The organism is Halococcus sp. PRR34 (assembly GCF_028617175.1).
Classification (GTDB): domain Archaea; phylum Halobacteriota; class Halobacteria; order Halobacteriales; family Halococcaceae; genus Halococcus; species Halococcus salifodinae.
In genome coordinates this window covers 494,122-511,479 of sequence record NZ_JAQJDA010000001.1, presented here as the reverse complement: position 1 = coordinate 511,479, position 17,358 = coordinate 494,122, and the positions used below count along the sequence as shown (strand labels likewise).

Sequence of the window (17,358 nt, the reverse complement as noted above, 5' to 3'; positions counted from 1 at the left end):
TCGTTAGTTTTCGGGTCTCGATCGGACTGCATCACGCAGGCCGTCATCGATATGCGGCCAGCGAACCCCGCTCGATCACAGTGGGTTTCCCGACGGCTGCGGTAGGGGAGTGTATGACCGACGACGGCGGGTGGGTGAGCCTGTTTTCCGGCGGGAAGGACTCTTCGTGGGCGCTGTACCGTGCGCTCTGCCGCGGCCTCCCGGTCGCCCGCCTTCTCACTGTTCACGCCGAGACGGAGTCGTACATGTACCACGTCCCCGCGACCGATCTCGCCAGCCTCGCCGCCGAGACCATCGAGATCGATCTCGTCGAGGTCGATCTCGACGCGGCGGGAGCCGACCAGACCGATTCGGGCGCGCGTGGCGACGCCGAGATCGAGCCGCTCGAACGCGCGCTGCGCGACCTCGATCACGAGATCGACGGCGGTCTCGCGGGCGTGATCGCGGGCGCGGTCGAAAGCGAGTTCCAGACGAGCCGGATCGAGGCGCTCTGCGACCGGCTCGGTGTCGACCTGTTCGCCCCGCTCTGGCAGCGCGATCCGCGCACGCTCGCCGACGAGATACTGGACGCAGGGTTCGAGATCCGGGTGCTCGCGGTCGCCGCCCGCGGCCTCGACGAGTCGTGGCTGGGACGCACGCTCGACGCCGCTGCGTTCGACGAGCTCGAAGCCCTCCACGACGAGTACGGCGTCCACGTTCTCGGCGAGGGTGGCGAGTTCGAGACGCTCGTCACTGCTGGTCCACATATGGACCGACGACTCGAACTCGATTACGAGACGGAGTGGGACGGCGTTCGTGGGACGCTTCGAATCACCGACGCGTGGCTCGAAGAAGGATAACCGCTGGCCGGAGGAAACTACTCTGATTCGGTGTCGAGCAGCGCCGGCTTGCCGAGGGGGAGCGAGCCGAACAACGCGTAGTGAACCCCGAACGCGACGAGCACGACGCCGAACAGCACCGCGATGGCCTGCTTCGTTCGTGATGACATGGCTATCGGTTAGGCGACGGCAGTCAAGAATGTTCTGGACCGAGACGTCGTTTCAGCCGTTCGACCGATCACTGGAACCGATCGATCACTGGAACCGATCGATCAGTCCGCGTCGTCCGGGAGTTTCGTGTGTGCACCGACGAGCGCGCCGGCGAGGTCGGTGCCAGCGATGTGGGCGTCCTCGTCCACGATCGAGTCCGTGACCGTCGCGTTCTCGATGGTGGCGTCGGGGAAGATCACCGATCGGTCGACGGTAGCGTTCCTGATCGTCGCACCACCCATCACGTGGACGTCGTCGCCGATCTCGCTGTTCTCGACGGTCGCGTCGGGCTCGATCGCGGTGTCGCCGTTCAGCGCCCACGCGACGGTTTCGAGGTAGCCCTCGGCGGTGCCGATGTCGAACCACGCGCCGTCGAAGGTGTAGGCGTAGACCGGCCGCTTCGCCTGGAGCCACTGGACGAACCAGCCGGGCTCGTCGGGGTTGTTGTCGCCCGCGAGATACTCCTCGAAGGCGATCGCGTCCGCCGGGAAGGCATAACACGCGATCGAGGCGAGCGTGCTCGGCGGATCGTCGGGCTTCTCTTCAAAGTCGACCACTCGATCGCCGTCGAGTTCGAGAATGCCGAACGACGTGGCGCGTTCGCGGGAGCCGATGTCGTAGGCCGCGATCGTCGGGGCCTCGCGCGCCTCGAACTCGTTCACGAAGTCGCTGATCGAGAAGCTGATGAGGTTGTCACCCGCGATCACGAGGAGATCGTCGTCGATCCCCTCACGCTCAACGAGCTGGGCGAGCGCGCCGATGACCCCGAACTTCTCCGACTCGCCCGACGTGTCCTCGACGCTGAGCTGTGGTTTCGTGAAGTCGCTTTCGGCGAGGTGTTCCTCGAACGCCCCCGCGAAGCGTTCGTTCGTGCTGACGTACACCTCGTCGATGCGCTCGTCGCTTTCCAACTCCTCGAAGATCCGGTCGATGATCACCGTATCGCCGACCGGGAGAAACATCTTCGGCCGATGTTTCGTGATCGGCCAGAGCCGCGTCGCATAGCCGCCAGCGAGCACGATAGCCTGCATGCGCTTTCACACTCGGCGGCCCGGTAAGTCCTTTTTCATTGCACGCACCTTTTTACTTTGCTACGAGACGGCTTCGCCGTCTCGGCATGACGAAAGGCGCAAAGCGCCTTTCGAACCACGTCGGGTGTGCTCGCTCGTTTCACTCGCTCGCACACCACTCCTCGCAAAAATGTGTCTTCGTGAGCGGAGCGAACGAAGGCTCGGAAGACGCTTCGCGTCTTCCGGTGCATCAAAAACCCCCGCTCGCTCACTTCGTTCGCTCGCGGTGAGATCACTAACGCTCTCCGCAACCGCCGAAGCCCTCGACCACTCACTCCGTTCGTGGTCTTGCCCTTCATCCACCAGGAACCGCTAACCGCAACCGCACCGCTCCATCGCTACCGCAACCGCCGCCAGTTGGTTCGATCCGTGTCGAGCGACGATCTCAGGCTTCGTTGTCGAGAAACGCGCGCAGTCCATCGAAATCACGGGCGTTGAGCACGTCACCGGCCTCGGCCCAGCCCCGGCGGGCGGTGTGGACGCCGTAGCGAAGCAGCTCGTAGCTCGCCGGCCGGTGGGCGTCGGTGTCGACGGCGATCGTCGCCCCGGCCTCGATCGCAGTCCGGACCGCACCACCCGACAGATCGAGCCGAGAGGGATTCGCGTTGACTTCGAGCGCGACGCCGTGTTCGGCGGCCGCGCGAGCGACCCGCTCGAAGTCGAGTTCGAGGCCCGGCCGCCGGTTGAGGTAGCGTCCGGTCGGGTGACCGATCACGTCGACGGAGGGATGTTCGATCGCCGCGACGATCCGATCTGTGCCGTCGCCATCGAGTCCGCTGTGCGGCGAGGCCACCACGAGATCGAGTTTGTCAAGCACTCCATCACCGACCGACACCGCGCCATCGGCGTCGATGTTGGCCTCGACCCCACAGAGAACATCGATCTCGGCGTCGACGGCGGCGGCCGCGTCCTCGATCGCGTCGCGCTGCTCGCGGAGATCGTCGTCCGAGAGCCCGGTGTCGGCGACGATTCCTGACCCCGCCGCGTGATCGGTGATCGCGAGGTATTCGTGGCCGAACGCGGCCGCACCCGCGATCATCTCCTCGATCCCGTCCTTGCCGTCGGACCAGTCGGTGTGAACGTGAAGATCGCCACGAACGGCGTCGGCATCGACCAAATCGGGCAGCTCGCCCGCAACGGCCGCGTCGATCTCGCCGCTGTCCTCTCGGAGTTCGGGCGGGATGTGCGGCAGACCAACCGCCTCGTACATTCCGGCCTCGGTCTCGCCCGCAACCCGCTCGCCGACTCGCTGGCCGGCGTCCGGGTCGTCCACACCCGAGATATCGAACACGCCATACTCGTTGACCTTCAGATCCCGCTCGATCGCCCGGTTTCGGACCCCGATGTTGTGGTCGCGACTCCCGGTGAAATACTGGAGCGCACTCCCGAACTCCTCGGGCACCACTACCCGGAGATCCATCCGGACGCCGTTCGCGCGGAGGCTCGCCTTGCTTGTGCCCGCCTCGATCACGGTGTCTGCGCGCCCCCAGTCGGTGAAGCGCTCGACCACGGCCTCCGGATCGTCGCTCGCGACGAGGAGATCCACGTCGCCGATTGTCTCGCGCCATCGTCGGAGCGAGCCCGCGAGCTCGCACCGCTCGACCGCTTCGTTCGCCTCGTCCACTCCACCAGCGACGTACTCCTCAAGCTCCTCGCCCAGCGGGCGCGCATCGCCGAGCAGCGAGCGTTCGTTCGCTTGCCGCGCGAACTCGATCCCTGCGAGAATGTTCTCTTCCGAGGTCGCGCCGAACCCGGAGATCTCACGGATCTTCTCCTCGCGAGCGGCGGTTTCGAGGTCGTCGAGATCCTCGACACCGAGCTCGTCGTACAGCGTCCCCACCGTCTTCGGCCCCACGCCCTCGACGCTCGTGAGCGCGGCCATGTCGACGGGCAGCTCCGCCCGGAGCTCCTCCAGCTCCTCGATTTCACCCGTTTCGACGTACTCGACGATCTTCGCGGCGAGCGCCTCGCCGACCCCTTCGATCGCCTCGACGCCCTCCCCGTCGCCGGCGACCAGCGATTCGACAGATTCGGGGTGCGCACGGACGTTCTCGGCCGCCCGGCGGTAGGACTGGGGTTTGTACTCGACGCCGGTGGCTTCGAGCCGGGCGGCGAACTCCTCGAACCGATCGGCGACTGCGTCGTTCCGGCTCACGCCGATCCCCCACCTCCCGGGGTCGCTTTCTCCGTCATCCGTCCTCGCGGCGCTCGCGGAGACACGTCGCGACGGGATCGAGGACGTCGTCGGCGATCCCGTACGGATCGGTTTCGCCGGCGACGACGCCATCCACGAGGTCGTCGATTCCGCCGCGAGCGTCGATCTCCTCGGCGATCAGGGCGGCGGTGTCCTCGCGCAGGAGGGTCCGAATCTCCTCGGCGTAGCGCTCGCGGGCCTTCGCCCTCGCTTCGCCGGTCGAATCGAGGTGGGCGTGGTGATCGTCGATCGCGTCGAGGAACGCGTCGACGCCCTCGCCGTGGGTGGCGACCGCCTCGACGATCGGCGGTGTCCACACCGCGTCCGATCCGCCGTCGTCACCTGGTTCGGCCTCGGCCTGCTTGAGCGCGGCTCCATCGGCCGCTCCGGCGCGTCCGTCACCGTCGGCGTCGGCCGCAGCAGCGTCGCTTTCGACTGCTGTCGCTTCGGCGTGGTGGCCGTGACCCGTGTGCTGGTCGTTCCTGCCCGAGCCGGCGTTCCCGCGCAGGTCGAGCATCTCGCGGAGCTCCTGGACTGTTCTGTCCGCGCCATCGAGATCGGCCTTGTTCACCACGAACACGTCCGCGATCTCCAGAATCCCAGCCTTGAGCATCTGGACGTCGTCGCCGCTGCCGGGCTGGACCAACACCGCGACCGTGTCGGCGGTTTTCACGATGTCGATCTCGTTCTGGCCAGCCCCCACGGTTTCGACGATGATCCGGTCCTTGCCGAACGCGTCGAGCGCCTTCACCGCATCCGCGGTCGCGATCGAGACTCCGCCGAGGCTGCCGCGCGCGCTCATCGACCGGAAGAACACGTCCATGTCGCCGACGTTCGAGGCCATTCGAATCCGATCGCCGAGCACTGCGCCGCCGGTGAACGGCGAGGAGGGGTCGATGGCGATCACGCCCACGGTCTCGCCACGGTCGCGGTACGTCTCGGCCATCTTATCCACTAATGTGGACTTCCCCGCGCCGGGACTGCCAGTAATGCCGATCACCTCGGCGGTGCCGGCGTGCTCGTACAGGCCAGAGACGAGGTCACGGTAGCCGGGCGCGCGGTTCTCGATGTTGGTGATCGTACGCGCCAGCGCGCGGTGGTCGCCGTCGAGCAGCCGTTCGAGCAGGTCGCTCATCGCTCGGGAGCGTTCTCGCGGACGAACTCGATGGTGTCCTCCATCGACGCGCCGGGACCGAAGATCGCCGAGACGCCCTGTTCTTCGAGTTCGTCTTGGTCCTTGTCGGGGACGATTCCGCCAAGTAGTACCAAGGTATCGTCGAGAGCGTCGTACTCGTCGAGACCGTCCAAGATTTTGGGGACGAGCGTGTTGTGCGCGCCCGAGAGGATCGAGATACCGAGCACGTCGACGTCCTCTTGGACTGCGGCCTGGACGACCTCGTCGGGCGAGCGATGCAGCCCCGAGTACACCACCTCGAAGCCCGCGTCGCGGAACGCCCGCGCGATGACGTGTGCGCCGCGGTCGTGGCCGTCGAGGCCCACCTTGGCGACGAGACATCGGATCGGTTGCTGTGTCTGCCCCGCACTCATGCGGCAACGTTTGCCCGCCCGCGGTTTGGGTCTATCGGTAACGACGATGTGGGTCGATTCTATCTCTTGCCCGGTCGCCAGAAATCCGAAGACGGATACCACCCGCGGCCCGACTTCGACGCATGGCCACTGCGAGCGCCGAGGGGCCGGTGAAGCGACATCCGCTCGCCGTCACCGCCGTCCTCTCGGTCATCGGCTACGTGCTCGTTCTCGGGAGTTTCGCCGGCATCGTCGACGTCTTCCCGCCGATCGGGGAGGAAACTGTACTGTTGTTCTCGGATGCGATCGCGGTCATCAACAGCCTCGCGCTGACCGCGCTGCTCGTCGGCTACGTCCTCATCCGCCGCGACGACGTGTGGCGACACCGCGCGGCGATGCTCACCGCATTCGGGCTGATCCTCGCCTTCCTCGTGCTCTACCTCTGGAAGATCGGCGGAGGGTTCGAGAAATCGATCGTGATCCGTGAAGGGCAGTTCTTGGGTGCCTACGCCGGCATCATCGAGCCGATCTACCTCGCTATGCTCGCGATCCACATCCTGCTGTCGGCGATCGCGGTGCCGGTCGTGATCTATCCCGTCGTGCTCGGACTGACCCACACGCCCGCCGAACTCGCCGAGACCGCCCACGCGCGGGTCGGCCGGATCGCGGTCGCGTCGTGGTCGCTGAGCCTCTTTTTGGGCGTCGTGACCTACTTCCTCCTGAATCACGTCTACTCGTGGGTTCCCAGGTAGCCCCGGCCGCCGCACCTCTTTCCAGGAAAGCGCGTTCAACCGAGGGGGCCGAACAGGACTCCCTCCACTACCACCAGAAACACGACACCGGAAGCGAGCATGCAGACGAATCCGGTCGCAAACGTGGCGAAGCGGTGGAGCCGTGATTTGTACTCGGGTCGCTCACCGATGGCGTTCTCGACACTGTTGCCGGTCGTCATCCATCCTGTCAGGCGTAGCAGTCCGATAGGAATCAACAGCCCTCCGATCATCATGGGAGGAAACAGGAGAAAATAGCTGAGCATGTACAGCAACGAATTCGGCTCACCCACTACACCCATTCCAGTCTCACTACCCTGCTGGTGTCCGCGATTCCATATCAAACTACTGTACACACGGATCATGCCTGTTTCGAGCGCGTCTTTTGGAGGAAGTAGCCTCGGCCTCACCGGACAAGTCAGTCCGTTCGCGGGAGCACATACGCACCGAGCGCGACGAAGCCGGCCGCAAGCACGCAGAGCACGATCAAGTCACCGCCCCACGCCGCTGCGCCGGCTCCATTCGTCACCGCGCGCACGCCGCGCGCGAAGTAAGTCAGTGGCGAGAGATTCACGATGGGCTGAAACCACGCTGGGAGCAGATCGGGCGGGACGAACGTCTCCGAGAGGAACAGAAGGGGGAGCGCGATCGTGTTGCTCGCGGCGATCGTTCCATCGGTCGAATCGGCGAGGCTGCCGAGCAGCGCGCCAACCCCACAGAACAGCGCGACTGCAACCCCGACGAACGGGACTAAGACTACGGAGAGCGCCACCTCGGCTCCGGTAACGAGCACCACGAGCCCGAGGATGAGCAGGCTCGCGATCCCGATGATGACGACGTTGACGAGCGTTCGGGCGAGCAGCCACTCCGTACGCGAAAGCGGCGTGGTCGCGAGCTTCTCGAAGCGGTTGCCGTCGCGGTGGCGCGCGACCGTGCTGCCGATCCGCGAGAGTGGCGTGAACAGCACCACGACCGCGAGGTAGCCAGGCACGTAGTAGCCCGCTGGCTCGGTGAACAGTCCGCCGCCCGTGGGCTGGGTCTGGACGAGCACGCCGAAGATCAGGATCAGGAGGACGGGGAAGAAGAACGTGAAAAAGACCGCGGTCCGTCGCCGGAGGAACGATCGCCACGCCGCCATGAACTCTGCGCCGACCCGGCCGGTGGCGGTCACTGTGCAACCCCCGTTTCGCCATCGCTCGCGTTCGGCTTCGCTGGCGTCTCCGCTGCGGTGTCGTCGCTGTCGTTGCCGTCGTCGTCCGTCGGCTCTGCGACCGGCTCCTCGCCGCTGACGAGCGCCTGTCCGGTCACCGCGAGATAGACGTCTTCGAGATCGGGCTGTCGCCATTCGAGACCGTCGTAGACGATCCCGGTGCGTTCGAGATCGTCGACCACTCTGCCGATGTCCGCCGCGTCAACCCCGTGAACAACGAGTTCGGTGTCGCGCAGTTCGACCCGGTGGCCAGTCTCGCCGAGCGCGTCCGCCGCAGTCGCTGGCGACGGGGCCGTACCATCACTGTCGTCGGTCGTTGTTCCGTCCTCGATCGGGTCGGCGACGAGATCGACCACGATCCGGTTCTCGCCACCGTGTTCGGCGACGAGGGCTGCGGGCGAGTCCACCGCGGCGAGGCGGCCGTCGGCGAGCAGCCCCACCCGATCGGCGAGGCGCTCGGCCTCGGTCATGTCGTGGGTGGTGAGAAGCACGGTGGTGCCGCCGTCGGCGAGATCGGCGAGGAGTCGCCGGAGATCACGGCGGCCGGCGGGATCGATCCCCGTCGTGGGCTCGTCGAGCACGAGGAGGTCGGGATCGTTCACGAGCGTCGCGCCGACGCAGGTCCGCCGGCGCTGGCCGCCCGAGAGGTTCTCGTAGTGGGTGTCGGCGGTGTCGGCGAGTCCGACGTCCGCGAGCACGCTCTCGACGTCGCGAGGGTCGTCGTAGAGCCCGGCGTAGTAGGCGATCAGCTCGCGCGCACTCAGGCGCTCCGGCGGGGTGAACTCCTGAGGCAGGACGCCGAGTCGCGACTTCGCGACGGTCGCGGGCGACTCGCCGAACACCGATACCTCGCCGTCGACAGCGGTCGTGCCGGTCAGCGCGCGGACCAGCGTGGTCTTGCCCGCGCCGTTCGGCCCGACGAGCGCGAACACCTCGCCGGCGTCGACCGACAGCGAGACCCCATCGAGCGCGACCCGATCGCCGTATTTTCGATGGATGTCCTCGGCGACGAGTGCCCGTTCCATACCGAAACCGAGTGCCGCAGCCGTTCTAAGGGGATCGATTCGCCGACGATCGGTCGCACCGCTGACTGGTGCTCACAGCCGACTGCGGACTTCCCGCACGATCCCGTCGACGTCGTACTCGTCCTCCTCTTTGTCGAAAACGGTCTCGTCGTCGACCGCGACCGTGAGTACGCCGTGATCGCCAGTCACGAGCGCTACCCGGTCGAGTTCCTCGCCGAGACCGGCGAGCAGCGCGTGCTGGATTGCTTCGGCTCGTTCGAGGAAACCACACGGGACGCAGTATTCGATCTCGACGGTTGCCATGCAGATCACGACGGTCGCGGGCGATTTACGCTTTTGCCCCTCTGGTCCGTCCGCGTCCGCCTGCCGGTCGTCACGGCGCTACTCATCGCCCAACGGCCGCCAGTACAGCAGTCCGACCGTCACGACGAAGATCACGGTCGAGAGTCCGTACGATCCGGAGAGCGCAGCGTTCGCGGCCGCCGAGGAGCTCCCGGCGACGCCGCCGACGAACGAGGCGATCACGGGCCACGTACAGCTCACACACGAGAACAGCCCGAGAACGCCCCCGATCGCCGAGCCCGCCACGTCGAGTACGGTAGCGTAGACGAGGACGGCGAGCGCGACGTAGCCGACGATCCTGTAGGGGAAGAGCACCAGCCGGATCGCCTCACCACCGTAGATCAGCGCGGGCCCCTGTCCCGGTGGCAGGGGGGCGATCCGAAGCCCGGTCGCCATCTCGCCGAGACCGGAGCCCACGAGCCCGCCGGCGTACGCGAGCACCGCGAAATAGCCCACTGCGAGCGCGCCCGCGGCGTAGCGTCGCCGCCGACTCGCTGCCGGCGCGTCGGTCCGAACGAGCGCCCAGAGACCGACGTTGATCCAGATGAACGGGTAGACGTAGTACCGGATCGCGGTCGGTGTGACGTTCGGCTGGACGAGGTAGAGCAACAGCGCCAGGAGTTCGGCGGTGACGAGAATCGCGCCCCACAGCAGGGCTTCGGGCGTCGGACTGACGCGAGCGAGGCGATCGCGGACGGCGATGCGGTCGTAGCTCATGAGTGGTCTGGAAAGTACGAGGTCACAGCACGACAGCGTCGATCACGACCGCGACGAGCACCGCACCGAGGTAGGCGTTCGACGCGTGGAACGCCCGGAACGCGGCGTCCTCGGTCCGCTCGCGGTGGAGCCGGACCACCGCCCAGAGGAAGAGGCCGCCGAAGGCGACCGTGGCCGCGCCGTAGAGCCACCCGAGTTCGGCGACCGCAGCGAGCACGCTCGCGCCGAGCAGGGTGGCCCCGAGATACCACAGGATGTGCCGGCGGGTGACCCGATCGCCACGCACAAGCGGCATCATCGGGAACCCGCCGCGCTCGTAGTCGTCCTTGTACGCCAGGGCGAGGTTGTAGAAATGCGCCGGCGTCCAGAGGAAGATCACGCCCGCGAGCGCGAGGCCCGGGATTCCGATCTTTCCCGTGACGCCGACCCAGCCGATGATCGCCGGCAGCGCGCCCGCAGCACCCCCGAGCACCGTGTTCTGCACAGTGTTGGGTTTGAGTACGAGCGTGTAGATCACGCTGTAAAACAGAATGGCACACAGTCCGAGCGCCGCCGAGAGCAGGTTCACGGTGGCGAACAGACCGAGCGACGCGACCGCGAGCACGCAGCCGAAGATCATCGCGTTGCGGACACCGACTTCGTCGGTCGCGAGCGGCCGGTCGGCGGTCCGCTGCATCCGCCGGTCGATGTCGCGTTCGAGGACGTGGTTGAACGTGCCGCTCGCACCGATCGCGAGCACCCCACCACCGAGCACCCGCACGACGGTGCCGGCGTCGAGGTTTGGTCCGGCCGCGAGCGCCATCCCGGCGGCCGCGACGAGACACAGCAACCACATCAGTCGGGGTTTCATCAGCCGGAAGTACGCCGTGCCGACGGTCCGTGCGCGTTCGATCAGCCCCTCGTCAGCCGGCGACGGCGATCGGTTCGACAGTGGTTCGACGCCGTTCTCGACGACCGCTGGCTCGTCCGAGTCGTCAGCGGAGACCGTTCCGGCTGTCACCTGGTCGGTGGCTGTCGCGGCCGACGGAGCGGCGTCCGCGGCTCGTGCGTCGGTATCGGCTGCTGCGGCCGGTGTGTCGGTGCCGGGAGCATCGATTTCGAGCGTCCACGCGAGCGCGACGACGAGGCCGGTGAAGATCCCGACGCCACAGAGCAGGTGGGCGGTCGAAATCCACTCCGCGCTGGTGGTCGCGGCGAGCGCACCGATCCCGATCTGGACCGGGTAGAGCACGAACGGCACGGCGAGAACGGTCTTCGCGCGTCGCGGGGTCGGCGCGCGCCAGGCGGCGACGATCGCACCGAGGACGAGCAGGCCAACGAGGGCCGCGGCGATGCGATGGCCCCACGCGATGGCGAGGCGCGGGTTCGAGAGGTCGACGCCGCAGGCTGGCCACGTCGTACACGCGGCGGCGGCGTGCGAGAGCGTCGTGGTCGCCCCGATCACGATCAGGAGGTAGACGCCGACGGCGGCGGCGGCGAGCAGCGTCGTCACCCGCGTCGGGACGGAGTCTGTATCGGTGGCCACGGCTAGTGTAACTCGACTCATTGCTTCGTCGCGACCGCACTTAGGCCCCGCGTTTTCGGCCACCGAGCGGGAAAGTCAGCAGGTATTTATGCGCTACCGGCAAACTCCAGACCAAATGAAGCGAACGCGTATCGGCCTCTTCGCACCGCTCGTCGTCGCGCTACTTCTCGCCGCTGTCGAGCCGGCGATGGCGCAGTCGGTCACCGAGCGGATGATCTCGAACCTGAACACCTCGCTGCTGTACGTGGCGATCCCGATCACGATCCTCGTCGAGGTCATCCTGATCTACACGGTCATCCGATTCCGGAACAACGACGATCCCCAGCCCACCAGGGAGAACCGTCGTCTCGAGATCACGTGGACGATCACGACCGCGATCATCCTGCTGTTCGTCGGACTCGCATCGTTCGCCGTCCTCGCGAACCCCTACGTCTCGCTGGTGCCCGACGCGAGCGGCGGCCAGGCCCAGGCCCAACAGCAGGTCGGGGCGGACGTGTTGATCAACCAGTCGGGCGCGACCGCACCCCCACCGGACAGTGACGCGGTCGAAGTCGAGATCATCTCCTACCAGTGGGGCTGGACCTTCCACTACCCCGAGGCAGGCGTCAACGCCTCCACACTCGCCGTTCCGAACGGGACCGACACCTACTTCCACATCACCTCGACCGACGTGATCCACGCGGTCCACGTCCCCGAACTCGGGCTGAAACAGGACGCGGTCCCCGGCGAGTACAACACCATCAAGACCAAACCCACCGAACCCGGCTCCTACCAGCTCTACTGCGCCGAGTTCTGTGGCTCGGGTCACTCCGGGATGCTCGCGAACATGACCGTGATGCCCCAGGACGACTACCAACAGTGGCTCGATCAGCAGGAGGCGTCCGGCGGTAACGCCTCGTCGGGCGGCAACGCTTCGGCAGGCGGCAACGCCTCCAACAGCTCGGCGATGAGTGCGGTCCCGGCGAAGCCGGCGTAAACTCCCTTCGACACGACGAGCATCGTTCCCGACCGACATCACGGCTGCTCGACCAAAGAATCATTTCTGCGCTCTCGTTTGCTGTAGACATGCAACGCATTCGTCCAGTCCACTCGTTCACGACGGCCACGCAACGAGTGACCCGACCGCGGACGACCGAGCCAGAATTCGGGAGGCGTCCCCGTGATTCAGTCTCTCTCGACGGGATCGAACGCCGGGAGGTCGCTCGACGATGACCAGCGAGTTCGACCGGTCGCCGACGGCCGACCGACCAGCACACGACGCGAGCTACGACCACCGAAGCACCACGGTGGCACGGCCGGAGCTCCTCGACGATCTCCGATCGCGGATCGAGGGCGACGCACGCTTCGATACCTACACCAGACAGCTCTACGCCACCGACGCGAGCGCCTACGAGGTGACGCCAATCGGCGTCGTCTTCCCCCACTCGACCGCCGACGTGGCCGCGGTGATGGGCTACTGTGCCGAGCGGTCGATTCCGGTGCTCCCCCGCGGCGGCGGAACCAGCCTCGCGGGACAGGCGGTCAACGAGGCCGTCGTCCTCGATTTCACCCGTTACATGGATTCGCGCGTCGATGTCGATCCCGACGCGCGGACCGCACGTGCCCAGCCAGGGAGCTATCTCGCCGACATCGACGCGGCGCTCGTCTCCCACGGTCTGAAGTTCGCGCCCGATCCGGCGTGGGGCGACAAGAGCACCCTTGGGGGTGCGATCGGCAACAACTCCACGGGCGCACACTCGCTGAAATACGGCAAGACCGATGCCTACGTCGAATCGTGCGAGGTCGTGCTTGCCGACGGCACTGTGACCGAGTTCGGCGAGTGTCCGATCGAGGAACTCCGCGACCGCGCCGATTCGGAGGGCGATCTCGAAGCCCGGATTCACGCCGCGGTCGCACGCATCCTCGGCAAAGAGGCCGACGAGATCGAGGCAGTCTACCCCGATCTGAAGCGCAACGTCTCGGGGTACGATCTCGATCGGTTGATCGAGGACGCCCGCGAGGCGCGAAGCGCCTCGGAACAGGCGAACGGCGAAGCCGTGAGCGAGTCGGGGAGCGTCAACCTCGCCCGGCTGCTCTGTGGCAGCGAGGGCACTCTTGCGATCGTCACCGAGGCCACCGTCTCGCTCGAACCGATCCCCGAGACGAAGGCCGTCGCGCTGCTGACCTACGACTCCCTCGGCGACGCGATGGAAGACGTCGATCCGATCCTCGCACACGATCCCGCTGCTGTCGAGGTGATGGATGACGTGTTGCTCGATCTCGCTCGGGACACTAGCGAGTTCGCCGACGTCGTCGGCATGCTCCCCGACGGGACCGATTCGGTGCTTCTCGTCGAGTTCTACGCTGACTCCGATGGCGACGGCAGACAGCAGGTCGCCGACCTGATCGCCGACCGGGTTCCCGACGGCGATCCGGACGTGGAGCCGAGCGACGGCGCGGCCGAACGGACCGACGAGCCACGCTACGCCCGGGCAGCGATGGAGGCCCACGATGCTGACACCCGCGCACGGTTCTGGAAACTCCGGAAATCCGGACTCCCGATCTTGCTCTCGCGGACCTCCGACGCGAAACACATCTCGTTCATCGAGGACTGTGCCGTGCCGGCCGATCGCCTCCCGGAATACGTCGCCGGGTTTCAAGAAATCCTCGACGACAACGACACGTTTGCGAGCTTCTACGCCCACGCCGGTCCCGGCGTGCTTCACGTCCGGCCGCTGATCGACACCAAAACCGTCGACGGTGTCGCAACGATGGAAGCAATTGCCGACGACGTGACCGATCTCGTCGTCGAGCTCGGCGGATCGGTCTCGGGCGAACACGGCGACGGCCGCGCTCGCACCCAGTGGAACCGGAAACTCTACGGCGATCACCTCTGGGAGATGTTTCGTGACCTCAAGTCGGCGTTCGATCCCGACTGGCTCCTGAACCCGGGTCAGGTCTGTGGCCTTCCCGACGAGTCGGCGAGCGACACTGGAAAGGAGGGTGTGGACGCACCCGATCTCACCGAGAACCTCCGGTTCGATCCCGACTACGAGTTCGACGCCGGATTCGATCCCACGCTCCAGTGGGAGAACGAAAACGGGTTCGAGGGGATGGCCGAGCTGTGTCACGGCTGTGGCGGCTGTCGTGGTCACCAGTCGACCACCGGTGGCACGATGTGTCCGACCTACCGGGCCGCAGAGGAGGAGATTCTGAGCACGCGCGGCCGGGCGAACCTGCTCCGGCAGGCGATGAGCGGCGATCTCGGGGCGGCGACAGCCGCCAACTCGGAGCGGGCCGCACGGCCCGCGAAGGGAGACGGATCTGAAGCAGCGTTCGACGTCGAGTTCATGAACGAGGTGATGGATCTGTGTATCGGCTGCAAGGGCTGTGCGAACGACTGTCCGAGCGAGGTCGACATGGCGAAGATGAAGGCCGAGGTCACCCACGAACACCACCAGCGCCACGGCGCGAGCCTCCGCGATCGTCTCTTCGCCAACATCGACCGGCTCTCGGCGCTCGGCAGTCGGTTCGCGCCGCTCTCGAACTGGGCATCCGAGCTGCCGGGCGCGCGCACCGTATTGGAGAAGACCGTCGGTATCGCCCCTGACCGCACCCTTCCCACGTTCCACGACGAGTCTTTCGAGGACTGGTTCGAGGCACGCGGCGGCGCGCGGGTGCCGGCCGGTGACGCCGATCGGCGTGTCCTGCTCTTTCCGGACACCTACACCAACTACAACCATCCGGAAGCCGGGAAAGCCGCCGTCGCGGTGCTCGAAGCCGCCCAAATCCACGTTCGGCTGCCGCTCGGGGTCGCCGACAGCGGGCGGCCCGCGTTCTCGAAGGGGTTCCTCGACAAGGCGCGCACGGCCGCCGAGCAGAACGTCGCCGCGCTCGCGCCGCTGGTCCGCCGGAACTGGGATGTCGTGGTCGTCGAACCCTCTGATGCGGTGATGTTCCAGTCCGACTATCTCGATTTGCTCGGACCCGACGAGAGCGCGCCCACGGGTACCGTCGCGGCCGGTGAGGCCGGCGAACAGCCGGCGACGGACGGTGGGACGGCACAAGGTGGCATCGAGATCGTCGCCGAAAACACCTACGGCGTGATGGAGTATCTCGATCGGTTCCGCCTCGACGAGACGCTCGACACTGCCAGTCCCGACGAGTCGCTCACGTACCACGGCCACTGCCACCAGAAGGCCACGAAGAAAGACCACCACGCGGTGGGCGTGCTCCGACGGGCGGGCTACGAGATCGATCCGCTCGACTCGGGCTGCTGTGGGATGGCCGGTTCGTTCGGCTACGAGGCCGAACATCGCTCGATGAGCCGGGCGATCGCCGACGTGCTTTTCGACCAAGTGGAGCGGAGCGACGGCGATCGGGTCGTCGCACCGGGTGCGTCCTGCCGGAGTCAGATCGGCGAGCGCGTCGACGGCGAGCCGCCACATCCGATCGAGAAACTCGCCGAAACGCTTTGAGCCGCCGAAACGCTTTGAGACGCCGAAACGCTTTGAGACGCCGAAACGCTCCGATCGACGTTTTCAGCCGCCGAAACCGCTCAGACGTTCGCGACAGCGCCGACGTAGAGCACCACGACCAGGAAGAGCCAGACCACGTCGACGAAGTGCCAGTACATCGAGACCGTGCTCACGGAGGTGTGACGTTCGGCGGAGTACTGGCCGGCGAACGCCCGGATGAGGACGATCCCGATCAGGATCGCCCCGAGCGTGACGTGGAGACCGTGGAGGCCCGTGAGCCCGAAGAAGGCGCTCGCGAAGATGCCGCTAGTGAGCGTGAACCCCTCGTGGACGATGAACTCGTAGTACTCGAGGATCTGCCCACCGATGAAGACGATGCCGAGGAGCGCGGTGACCGAGAGCAAGCCGAGGAAGCGTTGCCGGTTGCCCTTCCGGAGTGCGACCTCGGCGAAGTGGAACGTGAAACTGCTGATCACGAGGATCGCGGTGTTGGCGAGGACGAGCGAACTCACCAGCGGTGGTAGCTCGCCGGGTGCCCACGTGCCGACCCGGATGAAGAAGTAGTAGATGAATCCGGCCCCGAAGGTGGCGATCTCGGTCCCGAGGAACAGGACCATCGCGAATCGGAGGGTGTCAGCGCTGTGTTCGTCGGTGCCGCGCGCCCAGAAGTCGGCGATGAAGGCGTGATACAGCCAGCCGAACAGGCCACCGAGGAACAGTCCGGTGCTGGCGATGAACACCGCCGGACCGGCCATCGGTGACACGATCTCCACGTCGCCACGCCCCAGCAAGAACAGGGCCGCGCCGACGTACAGCCCGGCCGCGCCCGCCGCGCTCACGAACGGCCACCAGCTCGCCTCGCCGAACCCGCGCGGCCAGTCCTCGTCCGCCGGGAGGTGATGGCCGCCGTGTTCTTCCGCCGTATCGTCCGCTGTTCCCATGCGCTCGGGTTGCGGACCGACCACCAAAAACCCTCCCAACCTCCTCGGTCGCCACGATCGCCGTCGTGGTCGCGTGGCTTTCGATGGATTTCTTACGCTCGCTGCCCAACGTCGGGTATGGATGAGCAGCCCGGAATCAGCGACCAGTACCGGATGTCGAGCCCCTGGCCGCTGATCGTGGTCCTCGGGTTCGTGTGTTCGGAGCTCGGCCTCCTCTTTAACGTCTTCCCGGTCGCCGTCGGCGGCCTCCTGTTGCTCGTCGCGTCGGTCGCGGGGATCGTCCAGGAGTCGGGCTACGCCGAGCGGCCCTGGAACCTGCTCGTGGGGCTCGGGCTCGCGCTCGTGGCGCTCGGCGCGATCCTCGCGTTCACCCAGCTCGATACCCTCTCGGTCGACGCGCTCGCGACCACTCTGCTCGAACCCAGCGCGATCGTCGCCCGTGGTGCGGCGCTCGCGGTCGCGGGAGTGGTCGCCGCACTCGTGGGGGCCGGCGGACGGTACGTCGAGAACGATCCGTACTGAACCGACAACCTATTTATCGGGCTGGCCGAA

Annotated in this window: 17 protein-coding genes; 5 read left to right on the top strand and 12 right to left on the bottom strand. The window is 66.5% G+C overall.

The window, feature by feature from the left end; translation table 11 throughout:
* Positions 1-113 precede the first annotated feature (113 nt).
* The gene (locus tag PHA81_RS02655; RefSeq protein WP_273834994.1) at positions 114-839 is read left to right on the top strand and encodes a diphthine--ammonia ligase; all 726 of its coding nucleotides are present in this window, start codon (positions 114-116) and stop codon (positions 837-839) included.
* Positions 840-856: 17 nt separating this feature from the next.
* Here the strand turns inward: PHA81_RS02655 and PHA81_RS02650 are convergent, their stop codons facing one another.
* From PHA81_RS02650 to PHA81_RS02630, 5 genes are all read right to left on the bottom strand, one after another.
* Positions 857-988 carry a hypothetical protein gene (locus PHA81_RS02650; protein WP_273834993.1) on the bottom strand — a complete coding sequence of 44 codons (132 nt, stop codon included), beginning with the start codon at positions 986-988 and terminating at the stop codon, positions 857-859.
* A gap of 102 nt (positions 989-1,090) precedes the next feature.
* On the bottom strand, positions 1,091-2,059 hold the full coding sequence (locus PHA81_RS02645; protein ID WP_273834992.1) for an NDP-sugar synthase: 969 nt from the start codon (positions 2,057-2,059) through the stop codon (positions 1,091-1,093).
* A gap of 424 nt (positions 2,060-2,483) precedes the next feature.
* Entirely contained in the window at positions 2,484-4,253 is a 1,770-nt protein-coding gene (gene polX / locus PHA81_RS02640; RefSeq protein WP_273834991.1) for a DNA polymerase/3'-5' exonuclease PolX, read from the bottom strand.
* 34 nt (positions 4,254-4,287) lie between these two features.
* Entirely contained in the window at positions 4,288-5,427 is a 1,140-nt protein-coding gene (gene meaB / locus PHA81_RS02635) for a methylmalonyl Co-A mutase-associated GTPase MeaB (RefSeq protein ID WP_273834990.1), read from the bottom strand.
* Positions 5,424-5,840 carry a cobalamin B12-binding domain-containing protein gene (locus tag PHA81_RS02630; protein WP_005045492.1) on the bottom strand — a complete coding sequence of 139 codons (417 nt, stop codon included), beginning with the start codon at positions 5,838-5,840 and terminating at the stop codon, positions 5,424-5,426. The genes meaB and PHA81_RS02630 overlap by 4 nt, the downstream gene beginning before the upstream one ends.
* A 122-nt stretch (positions 5,841-5,962) precedes the next feature.
* On the opposite strand from PHA81_RS02630, the gene PHA81_RS02625 reads away from it, so the two are divergent.
* Positions 5,963-6,571 carry a DUF420 domain-containing protein gene (locus tag PHA81_RS02625; RefSeq protein ID WP_273834989.1) on the top strand — a complete coding sequence of 203 codons (609 nt, stop codon included), beginning with the start codon at positions 5,963-5,965 and terminating at the stop codon, positions 6,569-6,571.
* Between the two features lie 35 nt (positions 6,572-6,606).
* On the opposite strand, the gene PHA81_RS02620 is transcribed toward PHA81_RS02625, so the two are convergent.
* The 6 genes from PHA81_RS02620 to PHA81_RS02595 form a co-directional block, all read right to left on the bottom strand.
* Positions 6,607-6,771, bottom strand: coding sequence for a hypothetical protein (locus PHA81_RS02620; RefSeq protein WP_161606976.1), 165 nt, complete (start codon positions 6,769-6,771; stop codon positions 6,607-6,609).
* Positions 6,772-7,007: 236 nt separating this feature from the next.
* The gene (locus PHA81_RS02615) at positions 7,008-7,760 is read right to left on the bottom strand and encodes an ABC transporter permease (protein ID WP_273834988.1); all 753 of its coding nucleotides are present in this window, start codon (positions 7,758-7,760) and stop codon (positions 7,008-7,010) included.
* Positions 7,757-8,824 carry an ABC transporter ATP-binding protein gene (locus PHA81_RS02610; RefSeq protein WP_273834987.1) on the bottom strand — a complete coding sequence of 356 codons (1,068 nt, stop codon included), beginning with the start codon at positions 8,822-8,824 and terminating at the stop codon, positions 7,757-7,759. The genes PHA81_RS02615 and PHA81_RS02610 overlap by 4 nt, the downstream gene beginning before the upstream one ends.
* Positions 8,825-8,896: 72 nt before the next feature.
* Positions 8,897-9,127 (bottom strand): Rdx family protein, encoded by a 231-nt coding sequence (locus tag PHA81_RS02605; RefSeq protein WP_005045498.1) that lies wholly within the window; start codon positions 9,125-9,127, stop codon positions 8,897-8,899.
* Positions 9,128-9,205: 78 nt separating this feature from the next.
* Positions 9,206-9,883 (bottom strand): hypothetical protein, encoded by a 678-nt coding sequence (locus PHA81_RS02600; RefSeq protein WP_273834984.1) that lies wholly within the window; start codon positions 9,881-9,883, stop codon positions 9,206-9,208.
* A gap of 22 nt (positions 9,884-9,905) precedes the next feature.
* Complete coding sequence (locus PHA81_RS02595; protein WP_273834983.1) at positions 9,906-11,429, bottom strand: heme o synthase; 1,524 nt, start codon at positions 11,427-11,429, stop codon at positions 9,906-9,908.
* A 94-nt stretch (positions 11,430-11,523) separates the two neighbouring features.
* Here PHA81_RS02595 and coxB point away from each other — a divergent pair, with 94 nt between their 5' ends.
* On the top strand, positions 11,524-12,384 hold the full coding sequence (gene coxB / locus PHA81_RS02590) for a cytochrome c oxidase subunit II (protein ID WP_273834982.1): 861 nt from the start codon (positions 11,524-11,526) through the stop codon (positions 12,382-12,384).
* A 232-nt stretch (positions 12,385-12,616) separates the two neighbouring features.
* Entirely contained in the window at positions 12,617-15,865 is a 3,249-nt protein-coding gene (locus tag PHA81_RS02585; RefSeq protein ID WP_273834981.1) for an FAD-binding and (Fe-S)-binding domain-containing protein, read from the top strand.
* Between the two features lie 80 nt (positions 15,866-15,945).
* On the opposite strand, the gene PHA81_RS02580 is transcribed toward PHA81_RS02585, so the two are convergent.
* Entirely contained in the window at positions 15,946-16,806 is an 861-nt protein-coding gene (locus tag PHA81_RS02580; protein ID WP_005045505.1) for a heme-copper oxidase subunit III, read from the bottom strand.
* 117 nt (positions 16,807-16,923) lie between these two features.
* Between PHA81_RS02580 and PHA81_RS02575 the strand changes: the two genes are divergently transcribed.
* The gene (locus PHA81_RS02575) at positions 16,924-17,328 is read left to right on the top strand and encodes a hypothetical protein (protein ID WP_005045506.1); all 405 of its coding nucleotides are present in this window, start codon (positions 16,924-16,926) and stop codon (positions 17,326-17,328) included.
* Positions 17,329-17,358: the final 30 nt, after the last annotated feature.

Excerpts from the sequence above, each read along its gene's own strand:
- PHA81_RS02595 (WP_273834983.1), bottom strand. The coding sequence starts at position 11,429 with ATGAGTCGAGTTACACTAGCCGTGGCCACCGATACAGACTCCGTCCCG.
- PHA81_RS02620 (WP_161606976.1), bottom strand. The coding sequence starts at position 6,771 with ATGACGACCGGCAACAGTGTCGAGAACGCCATCGGTGAGCGACCCGAG.
- PHA81_RS02625 (WP_273834989.1), top strand. The coding sequence starts at position 5,963 with ATGGCCACTGCGAGCGCCGAGGGGCCGGTGAAGCGACATCCGCTCGCC.
- PHA81_RS02600 (WP_273834984.1), bottom strand. The coding sequence starts at position 9,883 with ATGAGCTACGACCGCATCGCCGTCCGCGATCGCCTCGCTCGCGTCAGT.
- PHA81_RS02605 (WP_005045498.1), bottom strand. The coding sequence starts at position 9,127 with ATGGCAACCGTCGAGATCGAATACTGCGTCCCGTGTGGTTTCCTCGAA.
- PHA81_RS02610 (WP_273834987.1), bottom strand. The coding sequence starts at position 8,824 with ATGGAACGGGCACTCGTCGCCGAGGACATCCATCGAAAATACGGCGAT.
- PHA81_RS02580 (WP_005045505.1), bottom strand. The coding sequence starts at position 16,806 with ATGGGAACAGCGGACGATACGGCGGAAGAACACGGCGGCCATCACCTC.
- PHA81_RS02630 (WP_005045492.1), bottom strand. The coding sequence starts at position 5,840 with ATGAGTGCGGGGCAGACACAGCAACCGATCCGATGTCTCGTCGCCAAG.
- PHA81_RS02645 (WP_273834992.1), bottom strand. The coding sequence starts at position 2,059 with ATGCAGGCTATCGTGCTCGCTGGCGGCTATGCGACGCGGCTCTGGCCG.
- PHA81_RS02575 (WP_005045506.1), top strand. The coding sequence starts at position 16,924 with ATGGATGAGCAGCCCGGAATCAGCGACCAGTACCGGATGTCGAGCCCC.
- PHA81_RS02650 (WP_273834993.1), bottom strand. The coding sequence starts at position 988 with ATGTCATCACGAACGAAGCAGGCCATCGCGGTGCTGTTCGGCGTCGTG.
- PHA81_RS02585 (WP_273834981.1), top strand. The coding sequence starts at position 12,617 with ATGACCAGCGAGTTCGACCGGTCGCCGACGGCCGACCGACCAGCACAC.
- coxB (WP_273834982.1), top strand. The coding sequence starts at position 11,524 with ATGAAGCGAACGCGTATCGGCCTCTTCGCACCGCTCGTCGTCGCGCTA.
- PHA81_RS02655 (WP_273834994.1), top strand. The coding sequence starts at position 114 with ATGACCGACGACGGCGGGTGGGTGAGCCTGTTTTCCGGCGGGAAGGAC.
- meaB (WP_273834990.1), bottom strand. The coding sequence starts at position 5,427 with ATGAGCGACCTGCTCGAACGGCTGCTCGACGGCGACCACCGCGCGCTG.